General features: G+C 72.7%; 21 protein-coding genes. 11 read left to right on the top strand and 10 right to left on the bottom strand.

Annotation, left to right across the window (positions count from 1 at the left end; all coding sequences use genetic code 11):
• The first annotated feature begins 142 nt into the window (after positions 1–142).
• The 5 genes from ACL06G_RS01970 (at position 143) to ACL06G_RS01950 (ending at position 7,444) form a co-directional block, all read left to right on the top strand.
• Positions 143–1,243: a sugar ABC transporter substrate-binding protein gene (locus tag ACL06G_RS01970; RefSeq protein WP_412787858.1), complete on the top strand. Its 1,101-nt coding sequence runs from the start codon at positions 143–145 to the stop codon at positions 1,241–1,243.
• Positions 1,244–1,436: 193 nt separating this feature from the next.
• The gene (locus ACL06G_RS01965; RefSeq protein ID WP_412787857.1) at positions 1,437–2,216 is read left to right on the top strand and encodes an ATP-binding cassette domain-containing protein; all 780 of its coding nucleotides are present in this window, start codon (positions 1,437–1,439) and stop codon (positions 2,214–2,216) included.
• 239 nt (positions 2,217–2,455) lie between these two features.
• A complete protein-coding gene (locus tag ACL06G_RS01960; RefSeq protein ID WP_412787868.1) occupies positions 2,456–3,661 on the top strand; it encodes a sugar ABC transporter permease in 1,206 nt (401 codons plus the stop codon).
• 186 nt (positions 3,662–3,847) lie between these two features.
• A complete protein-coding gene (gene dxs / locus ACL06G_RS01955; protein WP_412787856.1) occupies positions 3,848–5,758 on the top strand; it encodes a 1-deoxy-D-xylulose-5-phosphate synthase in 1,911 nt (636 codons plus the stop codon).
• Between the two features lie 114 nt (positions 5,759–5,872).
• Positions 5,873–7,444 carry an ArnT family glycosyltransferase gene (locus ACL06G_RS01950; RefSeq protein ID WP_412835261.1) on the top strand — a complete coding sequence of 524 codons (1,572 nt, stop codon included), beginning with the start codon at positions 5,873–5,875 and terminating at the stop codon, positions 7,442–7,444.
• 2 nt (positions 7,445–7,446) lie between these two features.
• Here ACL06G_RS01950 and ACL06G_RS01945 read toward each other — a convergent pair whose 3' ends face one another.
• From ACL06G_RS01945 to ACL06G_RS01920, 6 genes are all read right to left on the bottom strand, one after another.
• Positions 7,447–7,848 (bottom strand): NYN domain-containing protein, encoded by a 402-nt coding sequence (locus ACL06G_RS01945; protein WP_412835260.1) that lies wholly within the window; start codon positions 7,846–7,848, stop codon positions 7,447–7,449.
• Positions 7,849–7,925: 77 nt separating this feature from the next.
• Positions 7,926–10,055, bottom strand: coding sequence for a 3-hydroxyacyl-CoA dehydrogenase NAD-binding domain-containing protein (locus tag ACL06G_RS01940; RefSeq protein WP_412835259.1), 2,130 nt, complete (start codon positions 10,053–10,055; stop codon positions 7,926–7,928).
• Positions 10,052–11,266, bottom strand: coding sequence for a thiolase family protein (locus ACL06G_RS01935; RefSeq protein WP_412787852.1), 1,215 nt, complete (start codon positions 11,264–11,266; stop codon positions 10,052–10,054). Before ACL06G_RS01935 ends, ACL06G_RS01940 begins: the two co-directional genes overlap by 4 nt.
• Before the next feature lie 167 nt (positions 11,267–11,433).
• Complete coding sequence (locus tag ACL06G_RS01930) at positions 11,434–12,708, bottom strand: ribonuclease D (protein WP_412835258.1); 1,275 nt, start codon at positions 12,706–12,708, stop codon at positions 11,434–11,436.
• Positions 12,709–12,818: 110 nt separating this feature from the next.
• Positions 12,819–13,493 carry a LuxR C-terminal-related transcriptional regulator gene (locus tag ACL06G_RS01925; protein WP_412787850.1) on the bottom strand — a complete coding sequence of 225 codons (675 nt, stop codon included), beginning with the start codon at positions 13,491–13,493 and terminating at the stop codon, positions 12,819–12,821.
• Between the two features lie 302 nt (positions 13,494–13,795).
• Positions 13,796–14,461: a DUF3000 domain-containing protein gene (locus ACL06G_RS01920; RefSeq protein WP_412835257.1), complete on the bottom strand. Its 666-nt coding sequence runs from the start codon at positions 14,459–14,461 to the stop codon at positions 13,796–13,798.
• A gap of 78 nt (positions 14,462–14,539) precedes the next feature.
• Here ACL06G_RS01920 and hemE point away from each other — a divergent pair, with 78 nt between their 5' ends.
• Positions 14,540–15,604, top strand: coding sequence for a uroporphyrinogen decarboxylase (gene hemE, locus ACL06G_RS01915; protein ID WP_412835256.1), 1,065 nt, complete (start codon positions 14,540–14,542; stop codon positions 15,602–15,604).
• Between the two features lie 44 nt (positions 15,605–15,648).
• Here hemE and ACL06G_RS01910 read toward each other — a convergent pair whose 3' ends face one another.
• A complete protein-coding gene (locus ACL06G_RS01910) occupies positions 15,649–16,659 on the bottom strand; it encodes a DUF4349 domain-containing protein (RefSeq protein WP_412835255.1) in 1,011 nt (336 codons plus the stop codon).
• A gap of 127 nt (positions 16,660–16,786) precedes the next feature.
• On the opposite strand from ACL06G_RS01910, the gene hemG reads away from it, so the two are divergent.
• Entirely contained in the window at positions 16,787–18,217 is a 1,431-nt protein-coding gene (gene hemG, locus ACL06G_RS01905) for a protoporphyrinogen oxidase (protein WP_412787846.1), read from the top strand.
• Between the two features lie 4 nt (positions 18,218–18,221).
• A complete protein-coding gene (gene hemQ, locus ACL06G_RS01900; RefSeq protein WP_412787845.1) occupies positions 18,222–18,938 on the top strand; it encodes a hydrogen peroxide-dependent heme synthase in 717 nt (238 codons plus the stop codon).
• 11 nt (positions 18,939–18,949) lie between these two features.
• On the opposite strand, the gene ACL06G_RS01895 is transcribed toward hemQ, so the two are convergent.
• The 3 genes from ACL06G_RS01895 to zapE all read right to left on the bottom strand — a co-directional run bounded on the left by ACL06G_RS01895 (position 18,950) and on the right by zapE (position 22,442).
• Positions 18,950–19,720 (bottom strand): TIGR04222 domain-containing membrane protein, encoded by a 771-nt coding sequence (locus tag ACL06G_RS01895; RefSeq protein WP_412835254.1) that lies wholly within the window; start codon positions 19,718–19,720, stop codon positions 18,950–18,952.
• Between the two features lie 92 nt (positions 19,721–19,812).
• Positions 19,813–21,186 (bottom strand): alkaline phosphatase PhoX, encoded by a 1,374-nt coding sequence (locus tag ACL06G_RS01890; protein ID WP_412835253.1) that lies wholly within the window; start codon positions 21,184–21,186, stop codon positions 19,813–19,815.
• Between the two features lie 146 nt (positions 21,187–21,332).
• Positions 21,333–22,442 carry a cell division protein ZapE gene (gene zapE, locus ACL06G_RS01885; RefSeq protein ID WP_412835252.1) on the bottom strand — a complete coding sequence of 370 codons (1,110 nt, stop codon included), beginning with the start codon at positions 22,440–22,442 and terminating at the stop codon, positions 21,333–21,335.
• Positions 22,443–22,507: 65 nt separating this feature from the next.
• Between zapE and ACL06G_RS01880 the strand changes: the two genes are divergently transcribed.
• The 3 genes from ACL06G_RS01880 to murC all read left to right on the top strand — a co-directional run bounded on the left by ACL06G_RS01880 (position 22,508) and on the right by murC (position 25,409).
• Positions 22,508–23,308 (top strand): pyrimidine reductase family protein, encoded by an 801-nt coding sequence (locus ACL06G_RS01880; RefSeq protein ID WP_412835251.1) that lies wholly within the window; start codon positions 22,508–22,510, stop codon positions 23,306–23,308.
• 113 nt (positions 23,309–23,421) lie between these two features.
• The gene (locus ACL06G_RS01875; RefSeq protein ID WP_412787840.1) at positions 23,422–23,889 is read left to right on the top strand and encodes an indole-3-glycerol phosphate synthase; all 468 of its coding nucleotides are present in this window, start codon (positions 23,422–23,424) and stop codon (positions 23,887–23,889) included.
• A 119-nt stretch (positions 23,890–24,008) separates the two neighbouring features.
• Positions 24,009–25,409, top strand: a complete 1,401-nt coding sequence (murC, locus tag ACL06G_RS01870) for a UDP-N-acetylmuramate--L-alanine ligase (RefSeq protein ID WP_412835250.1) — start codon at positions 24,009–24,011, stop codon at positions 25,407–25,409.
• Positions 25,410–25,416 lie beyond the last annotated feature (7 nt).

Below are 25,416 nucleotides of genomic sequence, written 5' to 3'. Positions count from 1 at the left end.
CCTCACTGCGTTCACATGAGGAATGCATGGCATCGTTGCCGTCTCGTTAAGGCTTAACTTCTTGACGGTTACCTTCACGGAGAGTTGACTCCAAGCCACCTCGGCCGCATCGACGCGGCCTCGTCAGGGAGGTTTCGAACCCATGAAGGCAATGACGCGCCGCGTGGTCGTCGGTACGGCCGCCATCGCGATGTCCGCCTCGCTGGCCGCCTGCGGTCAGGCCGGCAGCGGCAACGGCAACGGTGACAACGGAGACGACGGCAAGAAGCTCATCGGACTGCTGCTGCCGGAGAACAAGACGACCCGGTACGAGGCCTTCGACAGGCCGCTGATCACGCAGAAGATCAAGGACCTGTGCTCCGACTGCGAGGTGAAGTACAACAACGCCTCGCAGGACACCGAGCAGCAGAAGAAGCAGTTCGACGCGCTCGTCACCCAGGGCGCCGACGTCATCGTGCTCGACGCCGTCGACGCCACCGCCACCAAGTCGTGGGTGGACCGTGCCGCCGACCAGGGCATCGACGTCGTGGCGTACGACCGGCTGGCCGAGGGCGACGTCTCCTCCTACGTCTCCTACGACAACGAGGCCATCGGCAAGCTCCAGGGCAAGGGCATGGTCGAGGCACTGGGCGGCGACGCGGGCGACTCGCGCGTGGTGATGATCAACGGCTCGCCCACGGACCCGAACGCCGCTCTGTTCAAGAAGGGCGCCCACTCCGTCCTCGACAAGCAGGCCGGGAAGATCGTCTACGAACAGGACATTCCCGACTGGTCGCCGGACGAGGCCAACAAGAAGATGGCCGCGGCCCTCACCTCGCTCGGCAAGGACGGCTTCGACGGCGTCTACTCCGCCAACGACGGCATGGCGGGCGGCATCATCACCGCCCTGAAGAAGTCCGGCATCACCGACGTGCCCGTCGGCGGGCAGGACGCCGAACTCGCCGGTGTCCAGCGGATCGTCAAGGGCGAGCAGGCCTTCACCATCTACAAGGCCATCAAGCCCGAGGCGGAGACCGCGGCCGAGATGGCCGTCAAGCTCCTCGAGGGCGAGGACTTCGGGGACACCGCACCCTCGACGGTGGACAGCAACAGCAAGAAGGACATCCCCACCAAGCTCTACGGCGCCCAGATCGTCACCAAGGACAACATCAAGGACACCCTCGTCGAGGACGAGGTCTACACGGTCGACCAGATCTGCACCAAGGCGTACGAGAAGGCCTGCAAGGCAGCCGGCCTGAAGTGACGCCCCCGCGGCCCGCCTCCTCCCGCGGAGGCGGGCCCCACGCGGTGCCGACGGCCCCGCCGTCCCACTGCGACGAACAGCATCGCCGAGGGAGCCGCACCCTCGCACCCGCACCGCCCCGGGCCGCCGCCGCGCGGCACCGGTCGCGGAGCCGGACGGGCGGACGCTCCCCGCACAGATCGGAGTTGGCCCAGTGCCGAACGAACCCGTGCTGGCCCTGCGCGGGGTCTCCAAACGGTTCGGTGCCGTCCAGGCGCTCACCGACGTGGACCTCGAGATAACCCCGGGCGAGGTCGTCGCCCTCGTGGGCGACAACGGAGCCGGCAAGTCCACCCTCGTCAAGACCATCGCCGGAGTGCACTCCATCGACGAGGGCGCCCTGCTGTGGAAGGGCCGACAGGTCCAGATCCACCGCCCCCACGACTCCCAGGAACTCGGAATCGCCACGGTCTACCAGGACCTGGCGCTCTGCGACAACCTGGACGTCGTTGCCAACCTCTTCCTCGGCAGCGAGATCCGCAGCGGCTCCGTCCTCGACGAGGTCGCCATGGAACAGCGCGCCATGGAGCTCCTGCAGACCCTGTCCATCCGCATCCCGAGCGTGCGCATCCCCGTGGCCTCGCTCTCGGGCGGGCAGCGGCAGGTCGTCGCCATCGCCCGCGCGCTCATCGGCGACCCGCAGGTGGTCATCCTCGACGAACCGACCGCAGCGCTGGGCGTCGAACAGACCGCCCAGGTGCTGGACCTCGTCGAGCGGCTGCGCGAGCGCGGCCTCGGCGTCATCCTCATCAGCCACAACATGGCGGACGTACAGGCCGTGGCCGACCGCGTCGCGGTCCTCCGCCTCGGCCGCAACAACGGTGTCTTCCCCGTCCGGGACACCTCCCACGAGCAGATCATCGCCGCGATCACCGGCGCCACCGACAACGCGGTGACCCGTCGCAAGGCGCGTACGACGGAGGCAGCGAAGTGAGCGACACCGACACGTCCCAGGTCTCCGAGGAACCGTCCGACGGCGGGGCGCAGGAGAAGACCGACACCGCCGACCCGCGCCCGCAGGACGGGCCGCAGGGCCCGAAGGGCTACCTGGACGAGTTCAGGAGCCGCGTGCGGAACGGGGCATACCGCCAGGAGGAGCCGAAGACCTACCTGCGCGAGGGTGTGCGGCGTGCGCGGAGCGGGGAACCGGGCTCGATACCGGTCCTCACCGGTCTGATCGTCCTCGCGACCCTCTTCCAGTCCCTCGACGTCCTCAAGCGCCGCGTGCGGAGCGGGGAACTGGGCTCGATACCGGTCGTCGTCGGCCTGATCGTCATCGCGGTCGTGTTCCAGTCCCTCAACGACAGCTTCCTGTCGGCGCGGAGCCTCAGCGACATCAGCGTCTACACCGCCGGTCTGGGCATCATGGCCATCGGCATCGTGTTCGTGCTGCTGCTCGGCGAGATCGACCTCTCCGTCGGATCCGTGGCCGGCGTCGGTGCCGCGGTGTGGGCGGTGCTCAGCGTCACCCATCATCTGAACGACTGGTTCTCCGTCGCCGGGGCCCTCGCCGTCGGCGGCTTCATCGGTCTGCTGCAGGGCTTCTTCTTCGCGAGGGTCGGTGTGCCGGCGTTCGTGGTCACCCTGGCCGGCTTCCTGGGCTGGAGCGGACTGCAGATCTGGCTGATGGGCGACGAGGGCAGCATCAACACCCCCACGGGCGGCGTGGTCGAGCAGATCACCGGCTACTACTTCAGCGACAAGGCGGCCGCCTACACGGTCGCCGTGCTCGCGGTGGGCGGCTACGTGTTCTCCCTGCTGCGGAACGCGAAACGGCGTCGGGCCGCGCGGCTCCCGCACCGCGCTCCGAGCGAGATCGTGCTGCGGAGCGGCGTGGTCGCCCTCATCGCCTTCGGCGCGGCCTACCAGCTGAACGAACCCGTCGGCGCGCGCGGCCTGCCGCTCGCCCTGGTGATCTTCCTGGTGGTGCTGTTCGCCGCCGACTTCGTCTCCCGGCGCACCACCTACGGCCGGCAGATCTTCGCGGTCGGCGGCAACGCGGAGGCGGCCCGCCGGGCCGGCATCGACGTCGAGAAGATCCGCATCACCGCCTTCGGTATCGCGGGCATGCTCGCCGCCCTCGGAGGTCTGTTCATCGCCAGCCAGCAGGGCGGCGCCACCAAGAACCTCGGCGCCGGCAACACCCTGATGAACGTCATCGCCGCCGCCGTCATCGGCGGCACCAGCCTCTTCGGCGGACGCGGCAAGATTCTCTCCGCACTGCTCGGCGCGCTGGTGATCATGTCCATCCAGCAGGGCCTGAACCTGGAGGGCATGGCCAGCGAGGTGCAGTACATGATCACCGGCGCGGTGCTGCTCGCCGCCGTCGTGATCGACTCGATCTCGCGGCGCACCCAGAAGACGGCCGGTCGTACCTGACCCGTCCGGGTCATCCCACGGCTGTACCCGGCACCCCGGAGTGCCGGGTACAGCCGCGTCGAGGCCGCCGTTCGGGTGAGGATGGACGAGCTGCCCGGGGCCGGGTGGGCGAACGTGCAGGCGAAGAGGACATTAGACTCGTCCAATCGGCACGGCTCGACGGCAGCTCGAAGCAAGGAGGCACGGGTGGCACTGCTGACCCGCATCACCGGACCGCGCGATCTGGACCGGCTCAGCCCGCAGCAGCTTGAGCAGCTGGCCGAGGAGATCCGGACCTTTCTGGTCGAATCGGTCTCCCGTACGGGTGGTCATCTCGGACCCAACCTGGGTGTGGTGGAACTCACCATCGCCCTCCACCGCGCCTACGACTCGCCCCGCGACAAGGTGCTGTTCGACACCGGGCACCAGTCCTACGTCCACAAGCTCCTCACCGGCCGCCAGGACTTCTCGAAGCTGCGCGCCCGGGGCGGCCTGTCCGGATACCCCTCCCGGGCGGAGTCGGAGCACGACGTCATCGAGAACAGCCACGCCTCCACCGTCCTCGGGTGGGCCGACGGCCTGGCGAAGGCCAACGAGATCCGCGAGACCGGCGACCACGTCGTCGCGGTCATCGGCGACGGCGCGCTGACCGGCGGAATGGCCTGGGAAGCCCTCAACAACATCGCCGACGCCAAGGACCGGCCGCTGGTCATCGTCGTCAACGACAACGAGCGCTCCTACGCCCCCACCATCGGCGGCCTCGCCAACCACCTCGCCACGCTGCGCACCACCGACGGCTACGAGCGCTTCCTCGCCCGCGGCAAGGACGTCCTCAACCGCACCCCGGTCGTGGGCAAACCGCTGTACGAGACGCTCCACGGCGCGAAGAAGGGCCTCAAGGACCTCGTCGCCCCGCAGGGCATGTTCGAGGACCTCGGGCTGAAGTACGTCGGCCCGATCGACGGCCACGACATCGAGGCCGTGGAGTCCGCACTGCACCGGGCGAAGCGTTTCGGTGGCCCGGTCATCGTCCACTGCCTCACCGAGAAGGGCCGCGGCTACCAGCCCGCGCTGAGCGACGAGGCCGACCGGTTCCACGGAATCGGCGTCATCCACCCCGACACCGGGCTGCCGGTCAAGTCCGCCGGGGCCGACTGGACCTCCGTCTTCGGTGAGGAGATGGTCAAGCTCGGCCGGGAGCGGAAGGACGTCGTGGCCCTCACCGCGGCGATGATGCGCCCGGTCGGCCTGCACGGCTTCGCGCAGGAGTTCCCCGAGCGCGTCTTCGACGTCGGCATCGCCGAACAGCACGCCGCCGTCTCCGCGGCCGGCCTGGCGACCGGTGGTCTGCACCCGGTGTTCGCGGTCTACGCGACCTTCCTCAACCGCGCCTTCGACCAGATCCTGATGGACGTCGCCCTGCACAAGTGCGGAGTGACGTTCGTACTCGACCGCGCAGGGGTCACCGGCTCCGACGGCGCCTCGCACAACGGCATGTGGGACATGTCCGTGCTGCAGTGCGTGCCGGGGCTGCGGCTGGCCGCCCCGCGCGACGCGGACCAGCTGCGGACACAGCTGCGGGAAGCCGTCGACGTGGACGACGCGCCCACCGTCGTGCGCTACTCCAAGGGTGCCGTGGGGCCGGCGGTGCCTGCCGTGGACACCGCCGGCGGCATGGACGTCCTGCGCAAGCCCGGCAGCGACACGCCCGACGTGCTGCTGGTCTCCGTCGGTGCTCTCGCCCCGATGTGCCTGGAGATCGCCGACAACCTCGACAAGCAGGGCATCTCGGCCACGGTCGTCGACCCGCGCTGGGTCAAGCCCGTCGACAAGGCCCTGCCGGAACTCGCCGCCGGCCACCGCGTCGTGGTCACCGTCGAGGACAACAGCCGTGCGGGCGGCGTCGGTTCGGCCATCGCACAGTCCCTGCGGGACGCCTCCGTCGACGTGCCGCTGCGGGACTTCGGCATCCCGGAGAAGTTCCTGGACCACGGCTCCCGGGGCCAGGTCATGGCCGAGATCGGCCTGACCGCCCCGGACATCGCCCGCCAGGTCACCGGGCTCGTCGCCCGGCTGGACGGCCGCATCGAGGAGACCGCACAGCTCGCAGGCGAGTGACGGCACCGTACCGGGGTGTGACGCCGGTTCGCGCGGGCGGCTGCCGCCGCCCTGCGTGAACCGGCGCAGAACAAATCACCGTGAAGCAGCGGAATCGGGCGGTAGGTTGGCGGTATGTCGCCGGCCGGAGGACCGCAGCGGACGCAACCGCCCCCCGTCGCCCGAGGAGTCCTGCCGGGCCAACGACGCTCCCCGGGCCAACGACGCTCCGCGGACGGACACCCGCTCCCCGGCCCGGCGCCCGGCGCCGGACCCCACCGGCTGTCCCTCCTCGCCGTGCTCGTCGCCCTGACCTGCCTCACCCGGCTGCCCTCGTTCACGACCCCGCTGTGGAACCCGGACGAGGGCTTCCTGGCCACCCAGGCGCGCATGCTCGCCGCGGGCGGCGAGCTCTACACGACCGTCGTCGACCGCAAGCCGCCGCTCCTGCCCTGGCTGTACCAGGGGGCGTTCGCCGTCTTCGGCGACACCTCCCTCCGGCCGCTCAAAGCGGCCGCCGTCCTCGCGACCGTCACGACGGCCGCCCTGCTGGCCTCCGTCGCCCGGCGCCGTTGGGGGGAGCGGGCGGCCTGGACGGCGGGAGTGCTGTCGGTCCTGCTGTCCGTCGGGCTGAACCCGGAGGACACGCAGGCCGCCACCTTCGAAGTCTTCATGCTTCCCTGGACGGCCGCGGCCGTCCGGTACGCCGACCGGCGCCACTGGGCCTCGGCCGGGATCGCCGTGGCCGGCGCGGCCCTCACCAAACAGACCGGCGGCGCCGTCCTGCTGCCCGTGCTCCTCCTCCTCGCACGCGACCGGGCGGGAACGGTCGCCCTGCTGCGTCTGCTCGTAGCCTGCGCGGCGCCGATCGTCGCGGTCGCGCTCCACTGCGGCGCAGCCCGCTTCCTGTTCTGGACGGTGACCGGCTCCGCCTCGTACGCCTCCGTGGACGGCGCCGAGCTGCGGGCCCTGCTGCGCGCGGCGGGCGGCACGGCCCTGGTGTGCGTCGCCGCCGCCCCCGTCCTCGCCGTGCTGCTGCACGCGCTGCGCACGCGGGGGTGCGTTGTCACGGCCGCCACCGCCGACCTGTGGGTGTGGCTCGGCGCCTCCGCCGCCGCGGTGACGGTCGGGTTCCAGTTCTTCGGGCACTACTTCCTGCAACTGCTCCCGCCGCTCACTCTGCTCGCGACCGCCGCACTGCGCGGACTCCGGTTCCGCGCGGCGGGCATGGCGGTCGCCCTGACCGCCGTGCTCGCGGCCGGGTTCGTGGCCTGGGGGTTCGTTGCCGAGCGTTCCGAACTCGCACATGCCCGGAAGGTGTCGGCCGAACTGAAGCGCCGGACCGCCGCCGGGGACCCGGTGCTGGTGTGGGGCATGCACCCCGAGGACTACTGGCTGGCGGACCGGCGGCCCGCCACTCGCTACCTCACCGCCGGGTTCCTGACGAACTACAGCGGCGGACGCGGCGGCGTCCGCACCGGCCGGGAGCACGCGGTGCCCGGCAGCTGGCCGCGCTTCCGGCACGACCTCGCGGAGCACCCGCCGGCCGTCGTCGTCGACGACTCCCGCGGCAAGCCGTACCGGCCCTCCCGCTTCCCCGCTCTCCGGCGCCACCTGGCCACCCACTACGACGTGGCCGCCGTCGTCGACGGTGCCGTCGTCCACGTCCGGTCCCGCGAGACCGGGAGCGTGCGATCCGATCGGTGACGTCAGTCCGTCCGGGGCGACGAACGGCCCGGCCGGGGACGTACCGTGTGCGGCCCGGCCACCTCGGCGCCGAAGGCGCGCACCCGCGCCCGCAGGACGCGGTCCGCGGTGACGACGAGGCAGGAGCGGTCCCGGCCCTCCTCGGCCACGAGCCGCACGATCCGGTCGTCGCCCGACCCGGCGGCCGCCACCGCGCGTACCCCCGGAACGGAAGCGACACCGCGGGCGGAGCCCTCGACGACCAGCACGACCTCCACCGGGCCCGGGAAGTCCGCCAGGCCGTGATCGGCGTACCGCACCAGCTCGTCGCGCAGCCGTTCGGCGGCGCCGTGGCGGTCGCGCCACCAGCCGTCGGGCACCGAGCCGACCACGTTCGCCGCATCGACGACCAGAAGAGGCTTCATGCGTTCCAGCCTCCCACGGCGCATGCGGAAGGGGTGCGCCGCAGTGCGCTGCGCACCCCTTCGCGGAGCCCTTGCCGTCAGGCCGGTACGGAGGCGACGCCCGGCTGCAGGAACCGCTTTCCGTTCACCCGCTCGCTGACGCCCTCGCGGTCCAGGTACGGCGTGACACCGCCCAGGTGGAAGGGCCAGCCGGCACCGGTGATCAGGCACAGGTCGATGTCCTGGGCCTCGGCCACCACGTTCTCGTCGAGCATGAGCCCGACCTCCTCGGCGATGGCGTCGAGCGCCCGCTGCCGCACCTGCTCCTCCGTCAGGGCCGTGTCACCGACCCGGAACAGCTCGGCCACCTCGGGGTCCAGCTCCGGCTTCCCGGAGTCGTAGACGTAGAGGTTGCGCTTGCCCGCATCGACGATGCGGCCGAGGTTCTCGGAGACGGCGAACCGGTCCGGGAACGCGGCGTGCAGCGTGCCGGACACATGGTGCGCCACGGCCGGTCCGACCAGCTCCAGCAGCTGGATGGGCGACATGGGCAGCCCGAGGGGCGCCAGCGCCCGGTCCGCGACCTCCACCGGCGTGCCCTCGTCGATGGTGCGCAGCACCTCGCCCAGGAAGCGGGTCAGCACCCGGTTCACCACGAACGCCGGAGCGTCCTTCACCAGCACCGCGGTCTTCTTGAGCTTCTTCGCCACCCCGAAGGCCGTCGCCAGCGACGCGTCGTCGGTCTGCTCGCCCCGTACGACCTCCAGCAGCGGCAGCACCGCCACCGGGTTGAAGAAGTGGAAGCCGACGACGCGCTCGGGGTGCCGCAGCTGCGAGGCCATCTCGGTGACCGACAGCGACGAGGTGTTGGTGGCCAGGATCGCGTGCTCCGGGACCGCCGCCTCGAGTTCGGCGAACACCTTCTGCTTGACGCCCATCTCCTCGAACACGGCCTCGATCACGAAGTCCGCGTCGGCGAAGGCGGTCGCCTTGTCCAGCGAGCCGGTGACCAGACCCTTGAGACGGTTCGCCTTGTCCTGGTTCACGCGGCCCTTGAGGAGGAGCTTGTCGATCTCCTCGTGGACGTATCCGACGCCCTTGTCGATCCGCTCCTGGTCGATGTCGGTCAGCACGACCGGCACCTCCAGGCGGCGGGCGAACAGCAGCGCAAGCTGACCGGCCATCAGTCCGGCGCCGACCACCCCGACCTTGCCGACGGGCCGCGCCAGGGACTTGTCGGGGGCTCCCGCGGGCCGCTTGGCGCGCTTCTGCACCAGGTTGAACGCGTAGATCCCGCTGCGCAGCTCACCGCCCATGATCAGGTCGGCCAGGGCCTCGTCCTCGGCGGCGAACGCGGCGCGCAGGTCGCCGTTCCGGGCCGCGGAGACGATGTCCAGGGCACGGTAGGCGGCCGGTGCGGCGCCGTGCACCTTGCTGTCGGCGATCTCCCTGCCGCGCTGCACGGCCTGGTCCCAGCCCTCGTCGCGGTCGAACTCCGGGCGCTCCACCCGGATCTCGTCGCGCAGTACCGCGGACGTCCAGTGCAGGGACTGCTCCAGGAAGTCCGCGCCTTCGAACAAGGCGTCCGCGATGCCCAGTTCATGCACCTGCGGGCCCTTGAGCTGCTTGTTCTGGTTGAGTGAGTTCTCGATGACGACGCGGACGGCACGTTCCGGGCCGATCAGGTTCGGCAGCAGGGCGCAGCCGCCCCAGCCGGGCACCAGACCGAGGAAGACCTCGGGGAGCGAGAAGGCGGGCAGGGCCTGCGAGACGGTGCGGTAGCTGCAGTGGAGCCCCAGCTCGACACCGCCGCCCATGGCCGCGCCGTTGTAGTACGCGAAGCTCGGCACTCCCAGGTCGCCCAGCCGCCGGAAGACGGCGTGGCCGGCGCGGCCGATGGCGAGTGCGTCCTCGCGGTCGCTCAGCACCTCGACGCCCTTGAGGTCGGCGCCCACGGCGAAGATGAACGGCTTGCCGGTCACACCGACGCCGACGATCTCTCCCGCCTTCGCCTCGGCCTGCACCTTGTCGAGTGCCGCGTCGAGGTTCGCCAGCGACTGCGGGCCGAGGGTGGTCGGTTTGGTGTGGTCGAAGCCGTTGTCCAGGGTGATCAGTGCGAACCGGCCGCCGTCCTGCGGCAGGTCCAGGTGGCGCACGTGCGCCTGGGTGACGACCTCGTCGGGGAACCGCTCGGCCGCCCCCTTCACCAGCTCAGCGATGTTGCTCACTTGCCCTCCCAGTGCGGGTTCTCCCAGATGACCGTGCCGCCCATGCCGAAGCCGACGCACATCGTGGTGATGCCGTAGCGGACGTGGGGCTGCTCCTCGAACTGCCGTGCCAGCTGCGTCATCAGACGCACGCCGGAGGAGGCGAGGGGGTGGCCGAACGCGATGGCGCCGCCGTACTGGTTGACGCGCGGGTCGTCGTCGGCGATGCCGTAGTGGTCCAGCAGGGCGAGGACCTGTACCGCGAAGGCCTCGTTGATCTCGAACAGGCCGATGTCGTCGATGGACAGACCGGCCTTCTTCAGCGCCTTCTCGGTCGCCGGGACGGGGCCGATGCCCATGACCTCCGGCTCCACGCCGGCGAAGGCGTACGACACCAGGCGCATCCTGACCGGGAGGCCCATCTCGCGGGCGAAGTCCTCGGCGGCCACGAGCGAGGCGGTGGCGCCGTCGTTGAGCCCGGCCGCGTTGCCGGGGGTGACGCGGCCGTGCGGGCGGAACGGTGTCTTGAGGCCCGCGAGGCTCTCGAGCGTGGTTCCCGGGCGCATGGGCTCGTCCTCGGTGGCCAGGCCCCAGCCGGTCTCGCCGGCCTCAGCGTCGGTGCGGCGCACCGAGATCGGCACCAGGTCCTGCTGGATCCTGCCGTCGGCGTAGGCCTTGGCGGCCTTCTCCTGGCTCCGGACCGCGTACTCGTCGGCGCGGGCCCGTGTCAGGTGGGGGAAGCGGTCGTGCAGGTTCTCCGCCGTCATGCCCATGAACATGGCGGACTCGTCGACCAGCTTCTCCGAGACGAAGCGCGGATTGGGGTCGACGCCCTCGCCCATCGGGTGGCGGCCCATGTGTTCGACGCCGCCGGCGACGGCCACGTCGTAGGCGCCGAAGGAGAGCGACCCGGCGGCGGTCGTCACGGCGGTCATGGCGCCGGCACACATGCGGTCGATGGAGTAGCCCGGGACGCTGGAGGGCAGTCCCGCGAGGATGCCCGCGGTACGGCCCAGGGTCAGGCCCTGGTCGCCGATCTGGGTGGTCGCGGCGACGGCGACCTCGTCGATCCGCTCCGGAGGCAGCTCGTCGTTCCGGCGCAGCAGCTCGCGGATGCACTTGACGACCAGGTCGTCGGCGCGGGTCTCGTGGTAGATGCCCTTCGGACCCGCCTTGCCGAACGGGGTCCGGACGCCGTCGACGAAGACGACGTCCCTAGCGGTACGAGGCACGTTGGCTCTCCTCCAGGGGTGCGGTGGTACGCCGTGCGGCGCGCTTCCCGCGGCCCATGCTACTTGTCGGTAACTCCGAGGCAAGCGTTCCCCTCGGCGAGGGGCACAGGTCACATCGCGCCGGTCGGGAGCAGGTGGGGACCGGAACGGAGCGGTCCGGTCCTCCGCTAGTCCTCCGGCGGCGTCGCCGTCAGGGCGACGGCCAGCAGGGGGGCCGTCTGCTCGATCTGCCACTCCCGTGCGCCGTGTGCCCGCAGAGCGTCCGAGACCGCGGCCTCGGACACCTCCGCCGGGGGCTCCCAGCACACGCGGCGCACCGTGTCCGGGGTGATCAGGTTCTCCTGCGGGAGGGCCAGCTCCTCCGCCCGCGCCGTCACCGCTGCCCGGGCGGCCGCCAGCCGGGCCGCGGCCTCCGGATCGCGCTCGGCCCAGGCGCGGGGCGGGGGCGGCCCCGCGACAGGCTGGCCCTGCTGCGGCAGATCGCGCTCCGACAGGCCGCGGGCCCGCTCGACGGCCGCGAACCACTGCGTCAGGTTCCGGCGGCCGGAGCGCTGAGAGAACCCCGGCAGTACCGACAGGGTCTGCGCGTCCTGCGGCATGGCCAGCGCGGCCGCGATGATCGCCGAGTCTGCGAGCACCTTCCCCGGCGAGACGTCCCGGCGCTGCGCGATGCCGTCCCGGGCGGTCCACAGCTCGCGCACGGCAGCCAGCTGGCGGCGTCTGCGCACCTTGTGCATTCCGGAGGTGCGGCGCCACGGGTCCTTGCGAGGCGGCGGGGGCGGTGCGGCCGCGATGGCGGCGAACTCCTGGCGCGCCCAGTCGAGCTTCCCCTGCCGGTCCAGTTCTTCCTCGAGCGCATCGCGCAGCTCGATCAGCACCTCGACGTCCAGGGCCGCGTACCGCAGCCACGGTTCCGGCAGCGGGCGGGTGGACCAGTCGACGGCGGCGTGGCCCTTCTCCAGGGTGTAGCCGAGTACCTTCTCCGTCATCGGACCGAGCCCGACGCGGGCGAAACCGGCCAGTCTCCCGGCCAGCTCCGTGTCGAACAGCAGGTCGGGGACCATCCCTATCTCCCGCAGGCACGGCAGATCCTGCGTGGCGGCGTGCAGCACCCATTCCGTGCCGCGCACCGCCTCGCCCAGGCCGCTCAGGTCGCCGCAGGCCACCGGGTCCACCAGGGCACTGCCGGCCCCGTCCCGCCGCAGCTGGATCAGGTACGCACGCTGCCCGTACCGGTAGCCGGACGCCCGCTCCGCGTCGACGGCGAGCGGCCCCGTGCCGTTCGCCATCCGTTCGACCACGCGGGCCAGGTCCCCGTCCGTGGCGGTCACCGGGGGAATGCCCTCGCGCGGCTCCGTCAGTGGTACCGGCGCGGGACCGGAGTCCTCGGAGGGGGTGGGGCGTGCGGCTGCCTGGGTTTCGGTCTCCTGTGCGTCGGTCACCGCTCAAGGGTATCGGTGCCCCGTCCGCGGGACGCCCGCCGACCTGCGCGGGTCGGCGGGCGCCGGTACGGGTGCGGACCCGGTCGCGGTGGCCCGGGGCGCGAGCGGTGTCAGTGGATGATGCCGGTCCGCAGTGCCACCGCCACCATGCCGGCGCGGTCCCCGGTCCCCAGTTTCCGGGCGATGCGCGCCAGGTGGCTCTTGACCGTCAGGGCGGACAACCCCATCGAGACGCCGATGGCCTTGTTCGACTGGCCCTCCGCCACCAGCCGCAGCACCTCCACCTCACGACCGGAGAGTTCGCGCTGTCCGCCGGGGTGCCCCGGACCACCCGGGCCACCGCCGGGGCGGCGGTGCATCCGGGCCGCCGCCGCACCCAGGTGGGCGGCACCGGGACGGGTGTGCATGCCGTTCAGGGTGGTGCGGGTCCCGGTGACGACGTAGCCCTTCACGCCGCCCGCGAGAGCGTTCCGGACCGCCCCGATGTCGTCGGCGGCGGACAGCGCGAGGCCGTTGGGCCAGCCCGCCGCGCGGGTCTCGGACAGCAGGCTGAGGCCGGAGCCGTCGGGTAGGTGGACCTCGGCGACGCAGATGTCGCGGGGAGAGGAAACTCGGGGGCGTGCCTCCGCGACCGACGATGCCTCGATCACGTCCCGCACGCCGAGAGCCCAGAGGTGACGGGTCACGGTGGAACGCACTCGGGGGTCGGCGACGACGACCATGGCCGTCGGCTTGTTCGGGCGGTAGGCGACCAGGCTTGTGGGGTGCTCGAGAAGAACAGACACCGGGCCTCCTGTGGGGAGTGGCTGGGGCGGTGCCGGCTCGCACGACGCCTGGTGGGAGCGGTGCGGGCCGGGACGGTCCCTGGTGGAAGGGGGTCTTCCCCTCCTTCGGCAGGAGCGGTGTCCGGCTTTAGGGGATGATCACGAATTGATGACGACAATTCTGGCAATTCGGACAGTCAATCGACTGGATGCCGAATCGTTCCGTCACCTGTCGCCGTCTCCTTTCCGGGGGAGTGCGTCCGCGGCAGCGCCACCACGGCGCCGCCGCGGCGCCACCAACAACCCGGGACCGGGAGGTGAGGTCAGAACGCGCGCGGACCCCGGCGCTGAGGGAGCGTCACCACCCCGTCGTCCTCCGCCCCGTTCGGCGGCAGGCCCGCGCACTGGCACAGCAGCTCGCACCAGGCCCTCAGGTGCGCACCCGCATCCGGCGCCCCGCCGTCGAGGAGCGGTGCCGTCGGCGTCCAGCTCGCACGGATCTCCAGCTCGGTGTGCGGCTGCCGGTCCGCCAGACCACCGAAGAAGGCGGACCCGGACCGCGTCACCGTCCCGCTGGGGGCGAGGTGGTCCACGCCGTGGGCGTCCAGCGCACCCGTCAGCCAGCTCCAGGCCACCTCGGGCAGCAGCGGGTCCGCAGCCATCTCCGCGTCCAGCTCGGTGCGCCCGAGCGTGACGATCCGGAACGCGCCCTCCCAGGGATCCTGCCCCTCGGGGTCGTGCAGCAGCACGAACCGTCCGTCGGCCAGTTCCTCGCCGTCCTCCTCGACGCTGGCCTCCAGCGCGTGCGCGTACGGTGCCAATCGCCTCGGCGCAGGCAGCGGACCGCACCGCACCTGCGGCCGGTGCGGTGCCACTTCCAGCGCGGCCCGTGCGCGCCGGAACGCCTCCGGCGTGCCGTCCCCCTCCGTGGTGTCCTGGTCGTCGTCGCCCCCGGCGCCGTGAGTCACGTCTGTTCGAGCCGCAGCCATGCAGCGAGGGTAGGTGCCTGCCGTCGCGGCCGCCGGTAGGGACACGAAGCACCGCATTGTGCATGCGAGACTTTCGGAGTGAGTGTTGACGAACGCCCCCCGGGCCCTCCCGCCGCCACCCAGGACTCCGCTTTCCTCCGGGCCTGCCGCCGCGAAGCGGTGCCGCACACGCCGGTGTGGTTCATGCGGCAGGCGGGACGCTCGCTCCCCGAGTACCGCAAGGTCCGCGAGGGCATCTCGATGCTCGACTCCTGCATGCGCCCCGACCTGGTCACCGAGATCACCCTGCAGCCCGTGCGCCGGCACGGCGTGGACGCGGCCATCTACTTCAGCGACATCGTGGTCCCGCTCAAGGCGGTCGGCATCGACGTCGACATCAAACCCGGCGTCGGCCCCGTCGTCCAGCGGCCGGTGCGCACCCGGGCCGACCTCGAACGGCTCCGGCCGCTGGAGCCCGGCGACATCGGCTACGTCGCGGAGGCCGTCCGCCTGCTCACCGCGGAACTCGGCACCACGCCGCTCATCGGCTTCGCGGGAGCCCCCTTCACCCTGGCCAGCTACCTGGTCGAGGGCGGCCCCTCGAAGAACCACGAACACACCAAGGCGATGATGTACGGCGACCCGCTCCTGTGGGCCGACCTGCTCGACCGGCTCGCGGACATCACCGCCGGGTTCCTCCGGGTGCAGATCGAGGCCGGGGCCTCTGCCGTGCAGCTCTTCGACTCCTGGGCCGGTGCCCTGCGGCCGGAGGACTACCGTGCCACGGTGCTGCCGGCCTCCCGCAAGGTCTTCGCCGCCGTCGAGCAGTACGGGGTGCCGCGCATCCACTTCGGCGTCGGCACGGGAGAACTCCTCGGCGCCATGTCCGAGGCCGGTGCCGACGTGGTCGGCGCCGACTGGCGGGTGCGGCTGGACGAGGCCGCCCGCCGCATCGGCCCCGGAAAGGCGGTGCAGGGAAACCTCGACCCGGCGGTGCTGTTCGCCCCCCACGAAGCGGTGGCCGAGCAGGCCGACGGCGTCCTCGCAGCCGCCGCCGGCCTGGAGGGCCACGTGTTCAACCTCGGGCACGGTGTCCTGCCGGACACCGACCCGGACGCGCTCACCCGCCTCGTCGCCCACGTCCACGAACGCACGGCGCGCTGAACGCGGTTCCGGCGCCCGTGGACTTCCGCGTCCCCGGCGCCGGATCAGTCGTCGTCGTGCGACGAGGACACCGGCGACGGCACGGTCACCGGCTCGGGGGCTGCCGCGGACCGTTCCCACCGCGCCGGCAGCACACGGCGCACCGCCGCGTACAGCAGGGCCAGCGCCGCCAGGAACGGCAGGGACGCACCGAGCCCGATCGCGATCCAGCGCAGCACGGTGAGGAACGCGTGCCAGCCGCCCGACACCGCATCACCGACCGTGGTGTCCTCCTCCTCACCCACCGGCGCCGCGTCCGGAGACCGGAGCTCCAGCTTCACGGTCGCCATCGCGGTGCGGGACTCCAGCGATTCCAGCCGGGCCTCCAGCGCCTCCAGATCGGCCTGGCGGGACCTGAGTTCGGACTCGAGAGTGACCACGTCGGTCAGCGTGGTGGCGTCGTCCATGAGCTTCCGGACCCGGGTGACGCTCGCCCGCTGCGTGGAAATCCGGCTCTCGACATCGACGACGTCGCCGGTGACGTCGTTCGCCGTCGCGCCGCGCTCGACCAGTTCGCCGGTGTCCGCCAGCGACTCCAGCACCGGCCGGTACTCGTCCTGAGGCACCCGGAACGTGACGCGGGAGTACTCCGTGCCGTCGCCGTCCCGCCGCGTGGACTCCTGCGCGACGTAGCCGTCCGCCGTCTCCACCACGTCCCGGGCCTCCTCCAGTCCGCCCCGGACATCCTTCGTCTCGACGGTGAGCCACGCCTTCCGGACGACCTGCCGCTCGGCCGCCTCCGCCGCGCGGGCCGTCCCGCTGGTGCCCGAACCGTCCGAAGCCGAGTCCTCGGCCGAGCCGTCCGTTCCCGGTGCTTCCGGACCGGTGCGGGCGTCCCCGGCGCCCGCTGCCGCCTCGTCGGCCACCGCGCCCGCCGACGAGTCGGCACCCGAATCGCCTGCCGCGCCGCACCCGGACACCGCGATCGTGCACACCAGCAGTGCCGCACCCAGCACACGCGTGCCCCGCATCCTCGGCCGCCGCACCGTCGGCCGGCGCCGGCTGTTCCGGACCATGCCTGCCCCCCTCTTGCTCGTGAATGGATTCCCCGGTGGGACGGAGCGGGGGCAGTCCCGGTTGCCGACGTCCGGTCACAGTCCGGACTCGTTCGGGGCACCGCACGGCGTCTGCCACAGTGGAGCCATGCACGTGATCGTCATCGGAGGCGGCATCGCCGGCCTCAGCGCCGCCCACCACCTCCTGACCGGCGGCGCCTCGGTGACACTGCTGGAGGGCTCCGACCGGCTCGGCGGGAAACTGCTCGTCGGTGACCTGGCCGGCTCCCTGCGCGTCGACCTCGGGGCCGAGGCGATGCTCGCGCGCCGCCCCGAGGGCATCGAACTCGCCCGCGCGGCCGGTCTGGGCGACGCCCTCACGTCCCCGACCACGGCCCGGGCAGCGCTCTGGACCCGTGGCGCGCTGCGCCCCATGCCGACCGGCCACCTGATGGGAGTCCCCGCCGACCCCGCCGCCCTGGGAGGAGTGCTCTCCCCCGACGGGCTCGCGCGGGTCGCGGAGGAGGAGGACCTGCCCCGCACCGATGTCGGCGAGGACGTCGCCGTGGGCACGTACGTCGCCGCACGCGTGGGGCGCGAGGTCGTCGACAGGATGGTCGAACCCCTGCTCGGCGGCGTGTACGCGGGCGACCCCTACCGCCTGTCGATGCGGGCCGCCGTCCCCCCGCTGTACGAGATCGCCCGGAGCGAGCGCTCGCTGCTGGCAGGCGTCCGCGCGTTCCGCGAGCGGACCGCGACCACGGGCGGCGCGACGGCCCCGGTGTTCGCGGGCATCGAGGGCGGCGTCGGGCGCCTGCCCGCCGCGGTCGCCGCCGCCTGCCGGGCGGCCGGGGGCCGCATCCGCACCCGCTCGCCCGTGACGTCCCTGCGCCGCCTCCACGGGGGTCCCCGGGACGCCCCCTCCGGCGGGGACCTCTGGGAGGTCGCGGTCGGGGGCGGCGAGGCCCTGCGCGCCGACGCGGTGGTGGTCGCCGCACCGGCGCCGTCCGCCGCGCGGCTGCTTCGCACCGAGGCTCCCGCCGCGGCAGCCGAACTGGACACCGTCGCATACGCCTCGATGGCCCTGGTGACGATGGCCTTCCGCCGCACCGACCTGGGGAACCTGCCCACCGGGAGCGGGTTCCTGGTGCCGCCGGTCGACGGCCGGCAGATCAAGGCCGCCACGTTCTCCGCGAACAAGTGGGCCTGGACCGCCCGGCAGCAGGACGACCTGTTCGTGCTGCGGACCTCCTTCGGCCGGTACGGCGAGGAGGACGCGCTGCACCGGGAGGACGCCGAACTCGTCGCGGCCGCCCGCGCGGACCTCGCGGAGGCCGTCGGCCTCGCCGCACCGCCGGTGGACAGCCTGGTCACCCGCTGGGAGTCCGGACTGCCGCAGTATCCGGTCGGCCACCTCGCACGGGTCGCCCGGCTGCGCCGCGACCTGGAGGAGCTGCCGGGCGTCACGGTGTGCGGCGCGGCGTACGGCGGCGTCGGGATCCCCGCCTGCGTCGCCGACGGACGCCGTGCGGCCGAGTACACCCTGCGCACGGGCGGCGCCGCGGGCGAGGGAGAATAGCGGCATGACTGCTGTACCGGAGAGGACCCCGCACGCGGGCAAGAAGGCCAAGGACCTCAACGAGGTCATCCGCTACACGCTCTGGTCGGTCTTCCGGCTCCGCGACGTGCTCCCGGAGGACCGCACGGGATACGCCGACGAGGTCGACGAGCTGTTCGCCCAACTCGCCGCCAAGGACGTCACGGTGCGCGGCACGTACGACGTCTCCGGGCTCCGCGCCGACGCCGACGTGATGATCTGGTGGCACGCCGAGACCGCGGACGCGCTGCAGGAGGCCTACAACCGCTTCCGCCGCACCCGGCTGGGCCGCGCCCTGGAGCCGGTGTGGTCGAACATGGCGCTGCACCGCCCGGCCGAGTTCAACAAGTCGCACATCCCCGCCTTCCTCGCGGACGAGGAGCCCCGCGCCTACGTGTGCGTCTACCCGTTCGTCCGCAGCTACGACTGGTACCTGCTGCCGGACGAGGAGCGTCGCGGCATGCTCGCCGGGCACGGGAAGATGGCACGCGGCTTCCCGGACGTCCGTGCCAACACGGTGGCGTCGTTCGCGCTGGGCGACTACGAGTGGCTGCTCGCCTTCGAGGCCGACGAACTGCACCGCATCGTGGATCTCATGCGGCACCTGCGCGGTTCGGAGGCGCGGCGCCACGTGCGCGAGGAGGTCCCGTTCTACACCGGGCGCCGCAAGCCGATGGCGGAACTGGTCGCCGGCCTGGCGTAGCCGGCAGCGGGTCAGCCGCGCACGCCGCGCAGGGGCGGCCGTCCCCCGCCCAGCGCGGTGCGCAGCTCCTTCGGGAGGGTCCGCGTTCCGTGCCGGGCCAGGTCGGTGAGGACGGTTCGGCCGCCGTCCCCGTCGGCGGCGTGCAGCAGGCGTTCACCGGCGGGCGAAGCTCGGCGTTCCTCGGGCCGCAGCTCCCACCGGGCGATCGCGAGAGCCCCGAGGGTGAGGACGAGCGGCAGCGCGAACCACGGTGCCCGGCCCGCCGAGCCGTCCCCGAAACCCTCCAGCAGTTCCGCCGTCAGGCCGGTGGCGGCCACCAGTACCGCGGCCCCGCGCACCTGCCGGGTCGCCGATGTCAGGCCCGCCCGGAGTGCCTCGGGAACAGCCAGTCCCGCCGCTGCCAGGCGATCCCCCAGCGCCGCCACGGCGTCCGCCGAGCCGAGGGCCGTACGGATCGGCGGGACGGGCGACTGCCCTCCCGGGCCGATCGCCTCGAGGACCGACCGCTCCATCGCATCGCGGCCCCGGGGATCGACCACGGTGGCCCATCCCGTGTGGGCGAGGAGTATCCGCCGCTCCTCGGACATGGCCACCAGCGCCACGTCCGCCAGCCGCGGCGGACCGCCGGAGAGGAACGCGGTCTCGTAGAGGGAGAGCGCGGAGGGCGCGGGAGGGCGGCCGGTCCCGCGGGGCGCGCGCCACGCGGTGGCGGCGGCCGCACAGAGCCGTGCGCAGGAGAGCGCAGCCGCGCCCCAGGCGACCAGCACGAAGAGCACCCACATGTGCCGGTTCTACCCGGCCCGCGCGCGCGGCGCCAGAGGCCGGACGCGACTCTCCGCACGTGCCGGGCGCCCGGGGCGGTGGAGAGGCGGGGTCAGCCGCGCCGCCACGGGCCGGTGACGGCGAACGTCGTGCCGGGGGTGTAGCAGTTGACGAACATCGTGCGGCGGTCCGGTGCGAAGGTCACCCCGGCGAACTCGCCCCACGCGGGGTCGTCCTCGGTGCCGATGTTCTGCCGGCCGCGCGCCATCGGGTAGACCTCGCCCTCGTGCGTCAGGCCGAAGACGTGCTGTGCGCCCCTGCCGTCCTCTGCGACCATCAGACCGCCGTCGGGCGCCAGGCAGATGTTGTCCGGTTCCTCTCCGGGCAGGTCCGGGCCGGTCTCCGGCCCGAAGACCACGACCAGCGTCAGCCGGCTGTGCTCCGGGTCGTACCGCCAGACCTGTCCCCAGTGGTCGGCGGCGGAGCCGTCCTGACTCTTGGCGAAGGAGGAGACGAAGTAGACGCTGCGGCCTCCCCAGTAGCAGCCTTCGAGCTTCTGCGCGTGCGTGATGCCGCGACTGCCGAAGTCCTGGTGGCGGATCGGCGTCCGCCGTGCCAGCGGATCGGGGACGGTGACCCACTCGATGCCGTGGAACGTCCGGCCGGGTTCCCGCACCGCCGACAGGTCGGGTACGTCCGGTACCCGCATCGCCTCGAGCCGGCCGCCGGCCCGCAGCGAGCCGAAGCCGCCCTTCGGAAGGTCGGGCAGGAAGCGGTAGAAGAGGCCGAACGGGAAGTCGAAGGCGTCCTCGGTCTCGTAGACGGCGCCGGTGCCGGGATCCATGGCGACGGCCTCGTGCTGGAACCGGCCCATCGCCGTCAACGGCTCCGCCGTGGTGCGGTGCCCGGGCCGGAAGCCGACCTCGAAGACGAAGCCGTGGTCCTCGGTGTAGCCCTCCTCGCCGGCCCGGTACTCGGTCTCTTCGCAGGTCAGCCAGGACCCCCAGAGCGACGGGCCGCCCGCGCAGTTGGTGGAGGTGCCGGCGATGGCGACGCGTTCCGTGCGGACGCCGAGATCCTCGTCCAGCTCCAGCAGGATGCAGCCGCCTTCGGCCGCCGGGTCGTAGGTCAGCCCCCGCACCGCGGGGACCGGCTGCCGTGAGCCCATACGGTTCTCGTGGTTGCGCACCAGCCAGGTGGAACCGCGGCTGCCGGCGAACGCCGCCATCCCGTCGTGATTGCCGGGCACCGGCCCCTCCCCGGAGCGCAGCTGGTCACCCTCGCGGGAGAGGACGGTGTACCGGAAGCCGCGGGGCAGGTCGAGCAGGCCGTCGGGATCGGGCACGAGCGGGCCGTAGCCGCCCCGTCCGGGGTGGCCGGCGGCGGACGCGCCGCCGGCGAACACCTCGGAGACGCTGCCGGCGAAGGCGATACCGAGCCCCAGGGCACCGGATCGGGCCAGTAGTTCACGTCGCGATGCGGACATCGGTCACTCTCCCCTGCGGGCGGACAGGACGATCGGACCAGCCGTGTCTACCACGTCACGGAACGTGTGCACAGGAGGCGGGGCTCGGCCGGCCGCGCGGGAGGGTGGGGCGGTCCCGCGTGCCGGACGTGCCGGGAGGGTGCGGATCAGTCCTGCCGCAGTTCTGCGGCGTCGCGGGCCAGCGCGGTGAGGCGGGACACGGCCCGGAAGTACTTCTTGCGGTACCCGCCCGAGAGCATGTCCGGGCCGAAAAGCCGGTCGAACGGCACGCCCGAGGCGAGAACGGGCACCTCGCGGTCGTAGAGGCGGTCGGCGAGCACCACGAGGCGCAGTGCGGTGGCCTGGTCGGGGACGGGCTGCACGCCTGTCAGGCACACCGCGTCCACGCCGTCGCACAGTGCCCCGTAGCGACTGGGGTGCACCGTGGACAGATGTGCGAGGAGCTCGCCGAAGTCGTCCAGGGCGGCGCCCTCGGTCGCCCGGGCGATCCGGGTCACCTCGGAGTCGGTCGCCGGTTCCGGGGCGTCGGGCAGGCCGCGATGGCGGTAGTCCTCCCCGTCGATGCGCTGGGCGCGGAAGTGGGCCGAGAGTCCCTGGATCTCCCTCAGGAAGTCGGCGGCGGCGAACCGGCCCTCTCCCAGTTTGCCCGGCAGAGTGTTGGAGGTCGCCGCGAGCGCGACTCCGTGCTCCACGAGCCTGCTGAGCAGGGAGGAGACGAGCACCGTGTCGCCCGGGTCGTCCAGTTCGAACTCGTCGATGCACAGCAGCCGGTGGGCGCTGAGTGTCCGCACGGTCTCCTGGAACCCGAGGGCTCCCACGAGGTTGGTCAGCTCGACGAACGTGCCGAAGGCCTTCTGTTCCGCCGGGGCGGGGGCCGCGTGCCACAGCGAGGCGAGCAGGTGGGTCTTGCCGACGCCGTACCCGCCGTCCAGGTACACGCCCCGCGGGCCCGAGCGGGCGGTCTTCGTGCTCCCGCGCCGGAACCAGCGCCGCCTGCCCCCGCCGTCGCCGCCCCGGCCGATGCCCGCGGCGAACCCCCGCAGCACCTCGACGGCCTCCTGCTGGCTCGGCTGCTGCGGGTCCGGGATGTAGGTGTCGAACCGGACGGCGTCGAACCGCGGCGGCGGGACCATCTCGGCCACCAGCCGCTCCGGCGGCACCCGGGGCTCCCGGGAGGCGAGGGAGAGCGGCGCGGACGCGGCGTCCGCCCGGGGCGCTGCGGCGGCTTCGGTCGGCTGGGAGGGGGGCGTGGACACGGCCCCATGCTACGAGGTGCTCGTCCCCCGGTGGACCGCCGGTGGGGCATGCCACACTGCCGCGTATGCGACGCCTGTTCCCCGCCGACCGCACCGACGAGCAGCACGAAAGCACCGAGTGGAGCCTGGAGGCCCTCGCCGGTGCGTACGCCTATCCCGCCTCCGCCGCTCCCGGCGCCGAGGGGGGCCGGCCGTGGCTCCGGGCCAACATGGTCGCGTCGCTCGACGGCGCCGCCCACCACGGCGGCCGCTCGCAGCCGCTCTCCTCCGCGGCGGACATGCGGATCTTCGGGGTGCTCCGCGCGCTGGCCGACGTCGTGATCGTCGGAGCGGAGACGGTGCGCCGCGAGGGCTACCGCCCGGCGCGGGCCCGCGAGGCCTTCGCGGCCCGCCGGGAGGCGGCCGGCCAGGGGCCGGCGCCAGCGATCGCGGTGGTCAGCGGAAGCCTCGACCTGGACTTCTCGCTTCCGCTGTTCACCGCTCCCGCCGTACCCACCCTCGTCCTGACCGGGGCACAGGCCCCGGCCGCCCGGCTGCGGGAGGCACGCGCCGCCGGAGCGGAACCGGTCGTGGCGGGCGAGGGCGTCCTGGCGGACCCGGCGCGGGTGCCGGCGGCGCTGGCGGAGCGGGGACTGACCCGCCAGTTGACGGAGGGCGGCCCCACCCTGCTCGGCAGGCTCACGGCCGCCGGCGTCCTGGACGAGCTGTGCCTGGCGGTGTCGCCGCGGGTCGCCCTCGGCGACGCGGGGCGCGTGATGAAGGGCCCCGAGCTCCCGGCGCCCGCCGCGTACGCGCTCACGTCGCTGCTGGAGGACGAGGGGTTCCTCTTCACGCGCTATCACAAGATCGCCGAATCGGCGGAATGAGGCGTTCCACTTAGCTCCTCCCGGGAAGACTGAACCTCAGAGGACCCCGTGCGTGGCCGGGGAGAACGGTTCTGTCGGGGTCTGCGGGCCCGCGTACGAGAAGGGTGCTCGTCGTGTTCACGACCGTGTTGATGATCGAGAAGCCGCTGGTGTCCGACGATGTGGAGATGGTCACCACCCTCCACGGCGACGAGGAGGTCTCGTTCGTGGTGCTCATGCAGCCCCGCGGGGACCAGGACCGGTTGCTGCGGGCGCTGGACGACGTCGCCCTCGGCGAACTGGAGGACGCGGTGCACGAACGTCAGGAGCCGGAGGGCGGCGACGCGGTGCAGACCGCCCGCCTCGGACTGGAACACTCCCTCAAGGCCCTGCGCGAGTCGGGTGCCCAGGCCGTCGGCCACATCGTCGAGAAGCATCCGCTGGACGCCCTCGGCTCCGTGGTGGACGAGGCCGGCGCCGACGAGGTCATCGTGCTGACGGCACCGCACCTGGTGGAGGAGTTCTTCCACCGCGACTGGGCCTCGCGCGCCCGCCACAAGGTCGGCGTGCCGGTGCTGAAGCTGTTCGCCCACACCGACTGAGCCCGCGCACGGCAGCGGGGACCGGCCCGGCCACCGATTAGGCTGAGGCACGGACACCCGCTGCCGCCGGGCACCGCACCCGTGCGGCAGCCACACCGTACGACCCGGGAGAACCGCCGATGCCGACGACCGCCGTGCCGCCCGCCCTGGAACGCCCGCACTTCATCGGTATCGGGGGCATCGGCATGTCCGGCATCGCGCGCATCCTCGCCGCGCGCGGCGCGGACGTCGCCGGCAGCGACAGCAAGGAATCGGCCACCGTCACCGCACTCCGCCAGGCCGGTGCCACCGTCCACGTCGGCCACGACAGCGCCCACCTGGCAGCCGACGCCAGTTGCGTCGTCGTCTCCAGCGCCATCCGCCCCGACAACCCGGAACTGAGTGCGGCCCGGGAGCGGGGCGTGCCCGTCGTCCACCGCTCGGACGCCCTGGCCTCGCTGATGGAGGGCCGCCGCGCCCTCGCCGTGGCCGGCACCCACGGCAAGACCACGACGACCTCGATGCTCGCGGTCAGCCTGCGCGCACTCGGCCTGGACCCCTCCTACGCGATCGGCGGCGACCTCGACGGACCCGGCACCAACGCCGCCCACGGCGACGGCGCCCTCTTCGTCGCCGAGGCGGACGAGAGCGACCGCAGCTTCCACAAGTACGCCCCCGAGGTCGCGATCATCCTCAACGTGGAACTCGACCACCACGCCAACTACGGCTCGATGGAGGAGATCTACGAATCCTTCGAGACCTTCGTCGACCGCGTCGTCCCCGGCGGCACCGTCGTGATCTCCGCCGACCACCACGGCGCCCGCGAACTGACCCGCCGCCTCGCCGGGCGGCAGGACGTCCGGCTGGTCACCTACGGCGAGCACCCGGACGCCGACGTCCGTGTCCTGCGCGTCGCACCGCACGGCCTCACCAGCCGCGTCGCCGTCGCCCTCGACGGCCGCGAACTGGACTTCACCGTCTCCGTGCCCGGCCGCCACTACGCGCACAACGCCGTCGCGGCGCTCGCGGCCGGCGCCGCGACGGGCGTGTCCGCCGACGAGCTCGCCGAGGCCCTCCGCAGCTACACCGGCGTCAACCGCCGCCTGCAGCTCAAGGGCGAGGCGCGCGGCGTGCAGGTGATCGACACCTACGCCCACCACCCCACCGAGATGACGGCCGACCTGGAGGCCCTCCGCAGCGGCCTGCCCGAAGGCGGCCGCATCCTCGTGCTGTTCCAGCCGCACCTCTTCAGCCGCACCCAGGAACTCGCCACCGAGATGGGAGAGTCCCTCACCTTCGCCGACGCCTCCGCGGTGCTCGACATCTACCCCGCCCGCGAGGAACCGATCCCCGGCGTCACCAGCGCCCTGATCACCGACGCGGCACGCGCCGCGGGCGCCGACGTCCAGCCCGCCCTGACCCGCGAAACCGCCCCCGACCTGCTCGCCGGAATGGCGAAGCCCGGCGATGTGGTTCTCACCATGGGAGCGGGCGACGTCACCGACCTCGGACCGCTGATCCTCGCCCGGCTCGCCGACTGACAGCCGA

The sequence above is a fragment of the Streptomyces callyspongiae genome, assembly GCF_047200695.1.
In the GTDB taxonomy this organism is placed as follows: Bacteria; Actinomycetota; Actinomycetes; order Streptomycetales; family Streptomycetaceae; genus Streptomyces.
This window is presented reverse-complemented; position numbering and strand designations above follow the sequence as displayed.